This window comes from Pedobacter sp. KBW01 (assembly GCF_003852395.1).
Classification (GTDB): Bacteria; Bacteroidota; Bacteroidia; order Sphingobacteriales; family Sphingobacteriaceae; genus Pedobacter.
This window is the reverse complement of the sequence record NZ_QAJQ01000042.1, coordinates 1-14,482: the sequence shown is the minus strand read 5'-3', so window position 1 is coordinate 14,482 and position 14,482 is coordinate 1. Positions and strand designations below refer to the sequence as shown.

The 14,482-nt window shown below is 40.3% G+C and carries 7 protein-coding genes, 1 tRNA gene and 1 pseudogene; 8 read left to right on the top strand and 1 reads right to left on the bottom strand.

Annotation, left to right across the window (positions count from 1 at the left end; all coding sequences use genetic code 11):
• Positions 1–122: 122 nt before the first annotated feature.
• The 7 genes and pseudogenes from DBR40_RS26140 to DBR40_RS27345 form a co-directional block, all read left to right on the top strand.
• Positions 123–542: an IPExxxVDY family protein gene (locus DBR40_RS26140; RefSeq protein WP_090765092.1), complete on the top strand. Its 420-nt coding sequence runs from the start codon at positions 123–125 to the stop codon at positions 540–542.
• Positions 543–691: 149 nt separating this feature from the next.
• The gene (gene pyk, locus DBR40_RS26135; RefSeq protein ID WP_124562680.1) at positions 692–2,122 is read left to right on the top strand and encodes a pyruvate kinase; all 1,431 of its coding nucleotides are present in this window, start codon (positions 692–694) and stop codon (positions 2,120–2,122) included.
• Between the two features lie 85 nt (positions 2,123–2,207).
• Positions 2,208–2,292: transfer RNA gene (locus DBR40_RS26130), tRNA-Ser, on the top strand.
• Between the two features lie 1,055 nt (positions 2,293–3,347).
• Positions 3,348–7,199 carry a PKD domain-containing protein gene (locus DBR40_RS26125; protein ID WP_124562679.1) on the top strand — a complete coding sequence of 1,284 codons (3,852 nt, stop codon included), beginning with the start codon at positions 3,348–3,350 and terminating at the stop codon, positions 7,197–7,199.
• A 25-nt stretch (positions 7,200–7,224) separates the two neighbouring features.
• Positions 7,225–10,809: a DUF6443 domain-containing protein gene (locus DBR40_RS26120; protein ID WP_158674145.1), complete on the top strand. Its 3,585-nt coding sequence runs from the start codon at positions 7,225–7,227 to the stop codon at positions 10,807–10,809.
• Between the two features lie 3 nt (positions 10,810–10,812).
• Complete coding sequence (locus DBR40_RS26115) at positions 10,813–11,163, top strand: hypothetical protein (protein ID WP_124562677.1); 351 nt, start codon at positions 10,813–10,815, stop codon at positions 11,161–11,163.
• A gap of 363 nt (positions 11,164–11,526) precedes the next feature.
• A pseudogene (locus tag DBR40_RS27345) lies at positions 11,527–11,574 on the top strand (hypothetical protein); the annotation flags it as partial.
• Here the strand turns inward: DBR40_RS27345 and DBR40_RS26105 are convergent.
• The gene (locus DBR40_RS26105; protein ID WP_124562676.1) at positions 11,566–12,072 is read right to left on the bottom strand and encodes a Crp/Fnr family transcriptional regulator; all 507 of its coding nucleotides are present in this window, start codon (positions 12,070–12,072) and stop codon (positions 11,566–11,568) included. The pseudogene DBR40_RS27345 and the gene DBR40_RS26105 overlap by 9 nt on opposite strands.
• A 225-nt stretch (positions 12,073–12,297) precedes the next feature.
• On the opposite strand from DBR40_RS26105, the gene DBR40_RS26100 reads away from it, so the two are divergent.
• Complete coding sequence (locus tag DBR40_RS26100) at positions 12,298–14,436, top strand: S9 family peptidase (protein WP_124562675.1); 2,139 nt, start codon at positions 12,298–12,300, stop codon at positions 14,434–14,436.
• Positions 14,437–14,482 lie beyond the last annotated feature (46 nt).

Here is a 14,482-nt window from a genome sequence, read left to right as displayed (position 1 = left end):
AGAAAAATAAATTCTTACAATTTTCAAATGTTTTTATTTCGATACGTAATTTTGGTATCTCAATAACACAGCGAATATAGAATTAGTTTTTTAATTTCGTTCTGTAAATAATTTATTTCGCTTTGAATAGAACTTACCTAAAACTTACCTTAGACCTTGATTTTATACTAATTGCGATTACTGCACCCCTAAAAGACTATGTACTTTGCCACAAAATTAATACCCGTTTAAACACACAATTTGAAAAAATAGAAGACCACGAAATTTTTTTTAATATTGACGAACCAGCCTGGTGTTTTTCTAAATATTACTTTTTTGTAGAGCAAGGCGAGGTAGAATATTACCTGATTAGCAACAGAAGTAGTGATGGTTTTCTGATTCCGGAGATGAACAAGGTAGATTTCTTTATTATTATTAAAGAATTTATAGATAAGGAAGATTTGGATTATCTGCTAAATGGATTAAATAAACTGCCTGATATACAGGTGGCTGCGAAGATAGATCCGACCAAGTTAAAGAGTAAGGAGAATTTGGTAATATAAAAATTATATACTTGGTGTATTAAATACACTATATTTGACGGTTACAAACAAAGAACAAAGAAACAAAATATATAAAATTTAATGCGGTTTGTCTATTTTAGATAAATAATTGCGTTTTCTAAAACCGCATCCTAAAATCAATTAATTAAATGAAACCTTTTCATTCGAGAACCAAAATCGTAGCCACACTAGGGCCTGCATCAGCAAAACCAGATGTATTATATAGTATGTTTAACGCAGGTTTAGATGTTTGCCGTCTAAACTTTTCGCACGGGTCGCAAGCCGATCACCAGGCGGTTTTGGATACCATCCGCGATTTAAACAAAAAATACGATTATAATGTGGGTATTCTTGCCGATTTACAAGGACCTAAAATCCGTATTGGCCTGGTAAAAGAAGGTGGTATTAACCTGATTAACGGTAAAACAACCGTAATTACCACTAACGAGTGTATCGGTAACGAAGAACGGATTTACATCACTTACCAAAACTTCCCTCAGGATGTTCAGGCTGGCGAGATTATCCTTTTGGATGATGGAAAACTTCAAATGAAAGTTTTATCTACCAATTTGAAAGATGAAGTTACCTGCGAGATTGTTCATGGTGGTATTTTAACTTCCAGAAAAGGGGTAAACCTACCAAACACTAAAGTTTCTATTCCTTCTTTGACGCCTGAAGATCGTGAGAACTTAGAATTTGTATTAGAAAATGACGTAGAGTGGATCGGTTTATCTTTTGTGCGTAAAGCTGAAGATATTATCGAACTGAAAAAAATAATTGCTGAACGCGGTAAATCTGCCCGTGTAATTGCCAAAATTGAAAAGCCTGAAGCGATTGCCAATATCGATGAGATTATTGCAGTAACTGATGGTATTATGGTTGCCCGTGGCGATTTGGGTGTTGAATGTCCGATGGAGGAAGTACCATTGTTACAGAAAATGATCGTTGCCAAATGTAGGGCGGCTTCTAAACCTGTAATTGTGGCTACCCAGATGTTGGAGAGTATGATTACTACGCCTCGCCCAACGCGTGCTGAAGTGAATGACGTAGCTAACTCTGTATTGGATGGCGCCGATGCGGTAATGTTAAGTGGCGAAACATCAGTTGGTGAGTTTCCGCTGATCGTAATTGAAACGATGCAAAAAATTATCCAGAACATTGAAGAAAACAATTATCCTTTCAATCCTGATAAGTTCTTAAAACCAAAATCGGAGTCTTTCTTGAGCGATGCGATTTGTGATTCAGCTTGTTTCTTAGCTAAACAAACCAATGCTGTAGGTATTGTTTCGATGACTTTGAGCGGTTATACTGCTTTCGAAATTTCGAGCCACCGTCCTGAAGCTTTAACCTTTATTTTTACAAGCAACCGTGCATTATTAAACGCAGTGAGCTTGTTATGGGGGGTAAGAGGTTTTTACTACGATAAGTGGGAAAGTACCGATAACACCATCATTGAGGTTAATGAGTTCTTAAAAGCTAAAAAACTGGTTAAACAAGGCGATATTATTATCAATACTGCAGCTATTCCAATCGAGGCTAAAGGTAAAACCAATATGTTAAAAATCACTGTTATAGACTAATAGCGATTAATCTGTTTAGAAATGCTCCCGTTTATGTCGGGAGCATTTTTTTTATCAATAAAAAATATATTTTTGCAGCCTTACTGGAGAGGTGTCAGAGTGGTCGATCGAGCACGCTTGGAAAGCGTGTGTACTGTAAGGTACCGCGGGTTCGAATCCCGCTCTCTCCGCTGAACGAAAAAGATCATTTTTTGATCTTTTTTTTTTGTTTTGCAACTGGTTTATATACAGTGTTTTATGTGTTTTTTTAGATTTTTTCTCTGATTTCTAATTGCGGAGACAAGGGATTCGAACCTAAAAACGACAAAACGTTTATTTACAGCTGTTTATCTGTCATTAGTTAAAGTAGTGTATTGAAAAATATCACTAAATTAGTCGATGTTTTGTGGCAAAATCGTGGAACTTTATTCGTTTGAAAAGACGCTTTTTCTACAAATGTTTGCCAGTTCAGAGTTTAAATATATCCTACTATTTTAATTCCCGCTCGTGTCTCATTCCCATTGACTGTGTACACTCCATCAAATTGCCAATTTGATTGGCCCCTTTCCACCAATTTTAGTGTATAGCGAAATTAGCTATAAATTGCATAAACCAATTTGATTGACCCCGTTCCACCAATTTTAGTAGATAGAGAAAACGGCTATAAATCAGGGGCTTGCTGATTATTTGTTTTTGGTAAGTTAGGGTCAATATGTTCTGGTTTATCCAATTTAGGGGTTGTTTGGCTCATAAAGTGAATGACCCATTCTTTGCGGTATATCGGTTTTTGTTACATAACTGGATAAATCAATTTGATTTCCCCCCTTTCGCTAATTTTGATTCGTAAGTAAATTAGTTGTAAATCAGGTGATTGTATCTTGTTTTTTTAGCGAGAAGGGGAGCAAAGCCTTATGGTTTTTTATTCAAGTGTACAGTTCGTAATTTATTATTAAAAGAAAAGCCTATTTAAAAATGAAGCTTTGTCATATAAAATAGGTAGTTCATGTAATTTTTTTTTGGTCAAGATACTTAATGGACAATTTCGCAACAATCAAAAATTAGCCTATCAATGACTTTATGAAAAATACGCTCCAGAATCCTGTCTTGTTAGCAGGTTTATCAATAGTTTCAATCCTTCAGATAGACCTTGGGTTTAACAAGCGTTGAAGCCCAAGTGATATATCCTTGTGGAATTTCCTTATCTAATATTCCGTTTCTATAAATTCTTCCTCATTAGTTCTCTACAATGTTTAAAAGATTTCTCCTTTTTGCCGCATTATCTATTGCTGGCTTAAATTTATCTGCCCAAAAAAGTTTTGTTTCGGTAAATCACTTTACAGGCACGGCAAATTTTGCTGTTCCGTTATATAATGTCCAGAGTGGGCAATGTGCGCTCCCCGTTGAGCTGATTTATAGTACGAATGGGGTAAAGTCGCTGGATTTGGGGGCCGGGGCAGGCCGGGATTGGTTTTTAAATGCGGGTGGGGATATTAAAAGGGATTTGCGGGGATTGCCCGATGATGCCCAGGCTGACTTGAACGGCAACACCCGCTTAGGTTGGTTATACAATAATAAAGGGGCATTGATCAATAGCTTTACTATTGCCAATGATAACAACAGCTCAACCTGTACGGATGAGGCTTCGGATCTTTCTTACATCAGTAGCAATTTTTCTGACCTGAACGATACCGAACCCGATATTTTTTATGTCAATGTACCAGGGCTTTCCTGTAAACTGGTCTTTGATGGCAATCACCAGATTAAAACCATTCCTTACAAAGACCTTAGGGTAACCTATGGAACAGATATAAACGGCGCTATAACTAGTTTTACGATAATAAACGACAAAGGACTAAGGTATACTTTTGGAGACCTGGAAAAAAGCAAAAAGGTAACCAAGGGCACACTATCCAATATTAAGTACTTTAAAAATGAATACGATCAGTATAGATACGGTATAAATTTTAACAGTTGCTGGAAGCTTACCAAAATGACCGATCCGAATGGGAACGTTATCCTATTGGATTACGACCAACTGGATAATGTTGATCTCCTTAAACGGACGGTAACCTCGGTTGATAGCGTTAATTTCAACGTCGGTGCTCCTTCCAATACCTTTGCCAGACTTTTCCAGTTTACCAAAACGACCACGTTTGTGCCCAGAAGGCTGATTGCTATTTCTTATGGACATGACTTAAATGTAAATTTGGCTATCACCTTTGATCATACCTCGTACGACTACAAGGTTCCTTTAATCAACAGTATCACAGGTTACGGGAAAAAACTACTGTTTAATTACACTTTTGGCCAGCTTATATCTTCCATTTCTTGGGAGAATTCAAAACGGGGTTACTATTTTAAATACAATAAAAAAACTCCCGATCCCACCTATCTGGTTCCTGATTCGTCCAACAGGCAAATGGATTATTGGGGCTATTACAATAAGGCAAGCGTAGCAGATTTAAACCCCAAAGTATATATCAACGCTGCAACCGCAGGATACGAGCGGTACCGGAATATAAACCCTGGCGCAGCTGCTGCTTATTATGGTTACACACTTCCTGGCGCAGAGCGGGTTCCGAATGCATCAGCTATCAATAATGCAACTTTGAAGGAAATTGGTTACCCTGAGGGAGGCAGCACAACCTTAACATTTGAACCTAACGATTATTATGACAATACAGCTGGTGCTGTACTACAAGGTAGCGGGGTGAGGATAAAACAGGTTGTGGATTATGACGGTATTAATACCGGAAACAATGTTGTAAAGGATTTCTCTTACATTAACCCAACGACCGGACAATCCAGTGGGAAAGCGATTTCACTTCCGGCATTTGCTTTTGCCACCCCTTACACGGGCGGTGGATCTGCGCAGGACCAGTGGAATTATTCAACAGTAAGGTCTGAATATAACCTTGCCGAAGAAAACAATACAGTGGTGTACGGCTATGTAAGAGAAAGCCAGTCGGGCAAAGGAAGTACTTTATACGAATTTACTTCGCCGGCAACGAACTGGGAGATCGGAACTGCAGTAGACTGGAACCCTACGGTGGTGAATATTGCAAGACCAGACTGTAACAATTATGGATTTGTAGAAAACGCGGTGAATACCTATCCTTTTCCTCCCAACATAAACTATGATTTTGAAAGGGGGTTGATCAAGAAGGCAACCAATTTTAACAGCAGCGGTAACCAGGTGAGCGAAGTGGCTTATTCTTATATAAGAACAGGAACCCCAGTAGTGGTAACCGGATTTAAATCTGAGGACAATGCGGGCGTTAAAGCATATGCCAAATATAACATTTACACTTCTGTAAGTGAGCTGACCTCGCAGGAAACCAGTAAAACCTTTGATTCTTCGAACCTGGGTACCAGCCAGCAAATGAGTACCAATATTTACTACAACAGCCCACTTCATAAATTACCGACATTGGTTGAAAAGGTTAATAGCGATGGCAGTATCAACCGAAACTACACCACCTATTCAAAAGATATCGCCTCAGTAGCTTCCTCTGATCCAAACGTGATTGCATTGGATAGCCTAAAAAACCTGAATATAAATATACCGGTGGAAACCTATACCAAACTGGAAAGGAACAGTATCAATAAAACTGTGGGGGCCGACCTTGCTAAATTTGGTATTTTCAATCCAACGGGCAGTAAAAACCTGTTTCTTCCTTCCCAGACCCTCCAGTTTACTTCGATTGATGGCGTAACGGATTTTTCACCCATGTCGGTAGCTTCGGGTAGCTTGGCCAAAGATTCCCGGTACGTTGCTAGCAGAAATAGTAATGCCTACGATTTCTCGGCATTTCTGCTGGATTACGATGACAATAACAGGAACCAGGCAACCGTGTTAACTGACCATATTAGCATGCAGCCAGTTTTAACTATGGCCAACTCCGGCACAAGTGAAATCGGCTTTAATGACTTTAACAGCGAGACGGCAAACTGTAAGTTTATAAAAGACAATAGCAGTTATACCTATACTACCAATAGCCGCACCGGAAAAAGTGCCCTGACTTTGCCTGCGAATGAAAGCCTGTCATTGAACCTGAAGAAAAATACAAATGCCGGCAGCTACATTTTCTCCATTTGGGTAAACACCACTTCTGCTGGAAATATTACCTTGCAGTTGACCAATACCGCCAGTCAGGTATCTTCATATAATTTAGGCATAACCAATAGCAGTGGAAAGTGGAAATATTATGAACTTAAGGTACCGGTTACCAATATGTCGGCCACCTTTCAGGCTAAGTTCCAGTCAAACATTGCAGCGGTTATAGACGATGTACTGTTCTATCCTGAACAGGCGGAGGTGAGCACCTTTGCATACGACCCCGTTACCTTCCAGAAAACCGCGCGAACCAGTACCAATGGCGTTTCTGAATATTATACCTACGATGGCTTGGGGCGTATAAAATATGTCTTAGACCAGGATCAGCAGATCGTTTTAAAAGACACCTATATCGCAGCGACCTATAATGCTGATTCAGTAAAAATCAGCTCTGTTTTTAAAGCGAACTTCACCTCTGCCAACCAATCCAATATTAATGGTTCGTCTTTCGTTAATTTCACGGCGCAGAACAGGTCTGAAATCAATACTGAGGGTATTAAATATACCTGGGATTTTGGCGATGGAACAACTACCGTAACTACCACTAACGCCATCCAGTATCATGCTTTTACCAGGGCAGGAACATACAATGTAAAACTGACTGCATCCTCTCCTTATTACAGTACAAAGGATACCACTATAGCTGTTACGGTGAAAGCTACGCTGCCCATAATTTATACCCAAAATACAACCACAGGCCACGTTACGAGCCTGCAGCTTTATCAGGGCGGGATTATGGTATACAACTTCTCGGAAAGTGATTTAATGGCCGGACAGACGATCTGGCAAGGCGATTACAGCGTGAAAGTGTATTATTCTAAAAGCGGTCCTGCAACTAAAAGTATCAAATTTAAGCCTTCTGACTTCGCCGAGGCCTTTTGCTTCTCCACTACAGTCGCCAGTCCGCTGAGTTTTAATGCCGATCTGAAAGGAAGTGCCAGCCTTAACCTGATTGTCGATACCGCCGTTTGTCTATTGTAATATGAACCATCCAAGCTTTAAAAACATGATCCGTAGAACTGCATTGATGGTATTTTTATCACTAGCCATCACCAATACCTTGTTTGCCCAGATTGGCGAATATCTCCATCGGGAAACCATTAAAGTTGCCGGTATTACCAGCGACGATCAATTGTATAATTTAACAATAGACCAGAAACAGGACACCCGCTTCTATTTTGATGGCTTGGGCAGACCCATACAGACCGTTTCAATCAAAGCCAGCCCTAGCCAGCATGATATGGTCCAGATAAGCAGCTACGATAATAGCGGTAGACAAGCCTACCAATATTTGCCTTATACTGCAGGTGATGGTACTGGCAGTTTTAAATCGGGCAGTTTAAGCGCGCAAGCCTCTTTTTACAGTAATGGATTAACTGATAAAGTTGCTGATGACAGTGCCCCATTCAGTAAAAGCCTCTTCGAAAACAGCCCGCTACAACGCCTGTTACAGGCAGGTGGTGTGGGTAGCGGATTTCAGCCGGGTGAGCATTATAAATCTGTTAGCTATCGCCAGAACCAGAGTGGAGATGCAGTTATCAGCTGGGGACCAGATGGTACCAATCAGGGGCAGTATGCAGTGAATACCCTATCCTGTACGGTTTTTACTGACGAGCATGGCAATCAAACCCTAACCTTTACCGATCAGAATGGAAAACTGAGACTGAAGCGATCACTAATCGACGAGGTAATAAATGGCGTTACTGAAACCAGCCTCGATAATTACTACATCTACAACGATGCTGGAAGCCTCGCATACATCTTGCCACCCAAAGCTGTTTCTTTTATGCGTAATGCGGGTAACTGGAACCTTAGCCAGACGGAAGTGCAGAAACTGATGTTCAGCTACAGGTATGATGAGCGGAACCGGTTGATTGAAAAAAATATACCCGGTGTTGCAGTATTGTATATGGTTTATGATCCGCTTAACAGACCAGTACTGGTTCAGGATGGTAATATGCGGAATGTTAACCAGTGGACTTATATCAAATACGATATCAAAGGACGGGCCATAAGCCAGGGGATTTACACCGACGATACCTATACCACCAGGACAGCTATGCAGGGTTTTGTAAACAGCCAAAATTATGGTACTGTATATTTTGAGGGTCGCTCTTCTAATTCGGCAACAAACTATTATACCAACCAGGTCTTTCCTGTTAGCAATATCAGTCCTTTGGCGTTTAGTTATTACGATGATTATGACCTTAACCAGGATGGAAGTGCTGATTATAGCTACCAGACGCAAGGGTTGGCTAATGAACAACCAGCAAGTGCATATACAAGAGGCATGCTGACGGCAACGGCTAAACGAAGTGTGGGTCAGGGGCTGTCCAATATCTGGCTAACCAGCTACATGTTCTATGACAAAAATGGTCGCACCATACAAATCAGGAACAATAACCAGCTAAACAGTTCGGTGAACGACGTTAAGACGTTAGTAACTGATTTTACGGGCAAGGCGCTACAAATCAGGATCGTAAAAAATACGGGTAGCACCACAACCGTTCTAAGCAGTTATACTTACGACCATTCACAACGGATTAAAAGCATTGACGAAAGTTATAATGGTGCAGCTGCAGTGCATGTGGCCAACTATGAATACAATGAGCTTGGGCAACTGGTTAAAAAAAACCTGAATGCACTCTCTGGAGGAGGTTACCTGCAATCGGTAGACTTTAGGTACAACATCAAGGGGTCAGCGATCAGTATCAATAACAGCACGCTTACTGTTGATGATAAAAACGGGGATACAAATGACGTTTTTGGGATGGAGGTTTTATATAACAACACCGATAATGCCCTGGGAAATACTGCAGGTTATGGTGGCCTCGTGTCGGCCATCAAATGGAAAACCGCAGTACCCAATACTACAACAGATGAACGGGCCTATAGGTATAGTTACGACAGTCAGAACCGCTTAAAAAATGCCCTTTACAGCAACCGGTCTGGTAGCGGCAGTTGGGTAAACAGCGGGGCTTTTGATGAAAAGAACCTACTGTACGACCAGAACAGCAATATCCTTGCGCTACAAAGGAATGCGCTCGTGAGTGGTAGTGTTGCGGCTATAGATGACCTGAATTACAGCTACGATGGAAACCGTCTGACCAATGTTACCGATGCAACCGGTACTAACTATGCGGGTTTGGGCGTTAAGAACCTAACGGGTTCCACTACCGGTTATAGCTACGATGATAATGGCAATATGAAAAGCGATGATAAAAAAGGGTTGTTACTCGATTATAATGCGTTTAGTAAAACCGATAAAATTACCATAACCACAGCGACTGGCCGCTATCTGACTTATAGTTACGATGGTGAAGGAAACCTGCTGCGTAAACAGGCTTTTGACAATAACACCCTGGTTAAGACTACCGACTATATTGATGGCTTTGTTTATGAAAACAGTAGCCTGTCCTATTTTGCTATGGCCGAAGGGCGGGTACGTAATACCGGTACCGGTTTAAAAGCCGAGTACGTGATTACGGATTTACAAGGCAATGCACGGGTAAGTTTTGAAGAAAATAGTGGACAGTTGGTAGCAAGACAGGAAAACAGCTATTACCCCTTTGGACTGGTAATGAGCGGTAGTTATACCCCTACTGATGCAAACAAGAACCTGTACAATGGTGGCAGCGAATGGCAGAATGATTTCGCTGATATGCCCGATCTCTACCAGACCTTTTTCCGTATGTATGATGCAGCTTTGGGTCGCTTTATAAATGCTGACCCGCGCGCAGATGAAAGCCATGAGGTAAGCCCTTACCAATATGCCTTAAACAACCCACTATGGTATAACGACCCACTAGGCGATAAGCAACAGATGAACGTACAAGAAGCCATTCAATATTTATGGGATAAGAAATCCAAATATGGCGGAACCTGGAGTGCCTCTTCTGGCACTGCAACTCGATTTACTTCGGATGATGACGCTTTTAATGTCGCAGCAGGGATATTAGGGGTCGATGCTTTTGGAAAAAATGGCTTATTAAGTTATAATGAGGCTGCTGCTAAATTTAACAATGATAATAGTCGCACAGGTGGCAGAGTTTTTGATGATTGGAAACAATTGAGGGATGTGGACATTAGAGAGGCTAGCAGCAATCAAAATTGGTTGATTGAGAGACAAAAGGAAGCCTTTAGTGCTGCAAAAAAATCAAGTTGGCACCCTGGTTTTGCAAAAGGACCTGATGGGGAAGTTCAATCACTAAATTTGTCTTATGTACTTGGTGGGGGTTGGACGGTTGAAATAGGTGTCGTAACTGATAAACACGGGGGAAGGAGATGGTTCTTTAGCCATGGCCCAGCCCTTGGCTTAAATATAAGCGCAAGTGTCAATGTTAAAGAAATACGAGCTGAAGAAGGAAAAACATTTAGTGTTAACGACTATGAAGGTCCTGGTTCTGGATATACACTCGGATATGGTTTTTTAGGCGCTGAATATTCTGGCAACAGAAGAAATAAAACTTATAGAAATACAGACCTTTATTTAGGCGGTAGTGATTATAGCCAATTTGGATATTCAGTGGCAGAGGGTTTCAAAATAGGTGCAGCATGGAGCAGAACAAATACAACATTTATAGGAAAATAGAATATGAAATACATTAAAATACTAATCGGGGTTGCTATGGTCATTTTAGTAATTTTATACTTAAATGGTCAAAAATTTTATCGTACACTGACTTGTGCTATGTTTGATGATTTTAAAAGAGAGTCCTATTCAGGTGAAGTCGTAAAAAAATTTATTGATCAGAAAAATCACAGAACGGAAACGGTAATACTGGATAATGGAAAAAATATCTATTTTGTAAGTGATACATCTCATTTTTACGAAAAAATTAATGTAGGTGATATTGTCAGGAAAATTAAAAATGATAGTAGTTTAATTGTTAATAGTCATGGCAAATTATCGACGTTTAATATCTATTTTGGATGCAAAGACTAGGACGGCATAAACCAATTTGATTGACCCTGCTCAGCCAATTTTAACACATGCTGCAATTGATTGTACCCTGACACATTATTGAATGTTTGTTTTTAGTGAGATGGAGTCAATGCTTTCTGGTTTTTCCAGTCGTTCCCAATTCCTAAAAACAACACCGTCAAATTTAAGATTATGCATTATCTCATCTAGCATTTAGATGATTAGTCTTAAAAGGAATTTTATTGTTACACCTTATGTAAACTGTTGAAAGTAATTGCATTTTGAATTTTTAAAATTAAAAATTCAAAAGTATGCTAGAAACGAGTTTAGGGCTGTTTTTTTATCTGAAGCGCTCAAAAAAAAGATGTAGAAGGATCCAAATACATCTATCTCAGAATTACAGTCAATGGACTTTCGAAAGATTTATCGGTAAAGAGAAAGTGTGTGCCCAAAGATTGGGACCAAAAGGCAGGTTTTGTATTGGGGAATAAACCAGAAGCTAAGTAACCGTTTTTGCGAAGCCACATAACCTTTATTGGTTCGCCACCTAAAGAAATGTTCAATGTCATGTATTTCCTTGCAAAGCTTTTCGCGGTCGGCACTGGTTAAGCATAATACCTCAGCATCGGTAATGCAATCCAAGCCGATGGTTGCTATATTTCCACTATAAAGGGCATCAAAATCAGAGGCCCACCATGTAGGCATCGCAAACTGAAGAATAAACATCTTCAGGTCGTCATTAATATAAAAAGCCTTTAAGCAGCCCGCAGTTACAAAGTACTCGCAATTTACCCGATCGCCGGCAGTAATAATGGCCTGACCTTTTTTAAATGATTGCGGCTTGAAATGAGAAAAAAAATAGTCGAACTGCTCATCTGTTAAAGAAATAGTTTTGGCAACGTAATTTTGAAGTATTTCTTTGGATGACATGCGGTTGTAATTTGGAATATGCGGACAATAAAATTAGAAAAATAAAGCTGCTTTAACAAAGTCATCTTTGTTAAAGCGATAATGTTAAATGGCAATGCCAAAACTTTTGAAGGAGCCCGTTCGATCAATCAAGCTAATGATCTGGCTAAATTTGTATCAGCTTTAATACCATTTATATGCCAAAACAGTCTTATTTTTATCGCCGAGATTAACCAACAACATATTATGAATAAAAATTGGCTTACCGTAACGGCTTGTACTTTAGCCTTTGCGGCAAATGCTCAGCAGAAAGCTTTAACCGTTAAAGATTACGAAAGAGCAGAAAGCTTTATGAGCTATAACACCTCAAAGTACATCGATCACGCAAGTGTACAACCGAACTGGCTTGAAGGCGATAAATTTTGGTACACCACCAAAAGCGAAAATACCGAACAGACTTTTTTGGTGGATCCGCTAAAGAAAACAAAAACTTTAACTACTGAGTATAAAAATGGCTCACCATCTTCGCCATCACGTCGTTTTGGCGGCCGCAACGAAGTGGTATCGCCAGATGGTAAAAAATCAATTCTGATAAAAGACTATAATCTTTTTGTGAAAGATGTAGCCTCTGGCCAGTTAACCCAGTTAACTACCGATGGTATTAAAGATTATGGATATGCTACCGATAATGCGGGCTGGAAACACAGCGATGCTCCGATTTTACGCTGGTCTCCTGATTCGAAAAAAATAGCAACCTTTCAACAAGATCAGAGAAATTCGAAAGATATGTATCTGGTAACTACCAATGTTGGTGCGCCGGTTTTAAAAGCCTGGAAATACCCTTTGCCTGGCGATAAAGAGATTGCAACCATCAGACGTGTGGTGATTGATGTAGAAAACCCGAAAGTAGTTTCTTTGAGTATCCCTGCCGATCCGCACCGTGCAACTTTAAGCGACGACATTTCGAGTAGTGGTACTTTTGATGATATCGACTGGAAAGCCGATGGTTCGGAAGTAGCTTTTGTATCTACCTCACGTGATCACAAACAGGAAAAATTCCGCATTGCCAATGCAACAACCGGTGCCGTTCGCGAAGTTTTCGAAGAAACTGTAAAAACACAGTACGAATCAGGTCAGGGAGCCATTAACTGGCGTTATCTTCCGGCATCTAAAGAAATTATCTGGTATTCGGAACGCGATAACTGGGGTCATTTGTATTTGTATGATGCAACAACCGGAAAAGTGAAAAACCAGATCACCAAAGGAAACTGGATGGTTAGCCGTTTAGTTAAGGTTGATGAGAAAACCCGCACCTTATATTTCTTTGCAAATGGCCGTGAGTCTGGCAACCCTTACTTCAGCCATTTATATAAAATTGGCTTTGATGGTAAAAACCTGGTATCGTTAACACCAGAAGAAGGTAACCACCAGGTTACTTTTTCACCGTCATTCGAGTACTTTATAGATAGCTATTCGCAACCAAATGTTCCGTCGGTTACCGTATTGAGGAATATGAAAGGCAATCTGATTCAGAATTTAGAAAAAACAGATGTTTCGCGTTTATCTGCTACTGGCTGGAAAGCGCCAACACCGGTTTCAGTTAAGGCTAAAGATGGTAAAACAGATATTTACGGATTAGTTTTTACGCCAACGCAAATGGATGCGACCAAAAAATATCCGGTTATCGATTATATTTATCCAGGTCCGCAGGGTGGAAGCGTGGGCAGTTGGGCATTCTCAGCCTCACGTGGCGACAACCAGGCTTTGGCCGAACTGGGCTTTATTGTAGTGGTAATTGAAGGTACCAGCAATCCCGATCGTTCTAAAAGTTTTCACGATATGAGCTATGGCAACATGGCCGAAAATACTTTACCAGATCAGATTGCTGCAATCCGTCAGCTTTCTGCGAAATACCCTATGGATACTACTAAAGTTGGTATCTGGGGGCACTCGGGTGGTGGTTTTGCCACTGCTGCGGCTATGTTCCGTTATCCCGATTTCTTTAAAGTGGGTATTGCCGAATCAGGAAACCACGATAACAGAAACTATGAGGACGATTGGGGCGAACGTTACAATGGTTTGGTAGAAAACGCTGATTATGAAGTACAGGCCAACCAAAACTATGCAAAAAACTTAAAAGGTAAGTTAATGCTGGTACATGGTATGATGGATGATAACGTTCCACCTTACAATACACTATTGGTAGTAGAAGCTTTGGAAAAAGCCAATAAATCTTTCGATCTGGTTATTTTTCCAAACAGTGCACATGGTTTCGGGGCTTACTCGCCTTATATGATGCGCCGCCGCTGGGATTACTTCGTCCAAAATCTTTTAGGTGCAGAAACACCAAAAGATTACCAAATGCAAGGTTCAGGAAGCAGATAATATTAAAGAGCAGCTATTTAGCTGCTCTTTTTTGTTGTGTGCCAGG

What these genes read in the sequence shown, in the direction of transcription:
- pyk (WP_124562680.1), top strand. Translation starts at nt 692, where the DNA reads ATGAAACCTTTTCATTCGAGAACCAAAATCGTAGCCACACTAGGGCCT.
- DBR40_RS26125 (WP_124562679.1), top strand. Translation starts at nt 3,348, where the DNA reads ATGTTTAAAAGATTTCTCCTTTTTGCCGCATTATCTATTGCTGGCTTA.
- DBR40_RS26120 (WP_158674145.1), top strand. Translation starts at nt 7,225, where the DNA reads ATGATCCGTAGAACTGCATTGATGGTATTTTTATCACTAGCCATCACC.
- DBR40_RS26115 (WP_124562677.1), top strand. Translation starts at nt 10,813, where the DNA reads ATGAAATACATTAAAATACTAATCGGGGTTGCTATGGTCATTTTAGTA.
- DBR40_RS26105 (WP_124562676.1), bottom strand. Translation starts at nt 12,072, where the DNA reads ATGTCATCCAAAGAAATACTTCAAAATTACGTTGCCAAAACTATTTCT.
- DBR40_RS26100 (WP_124562675.1), top strand. Translation starts at nt 12,298, where the DNA reads ATGAATAAAAATTGGCTTACCGTAACGGCTTGTACTTTAGCCTTTGCG.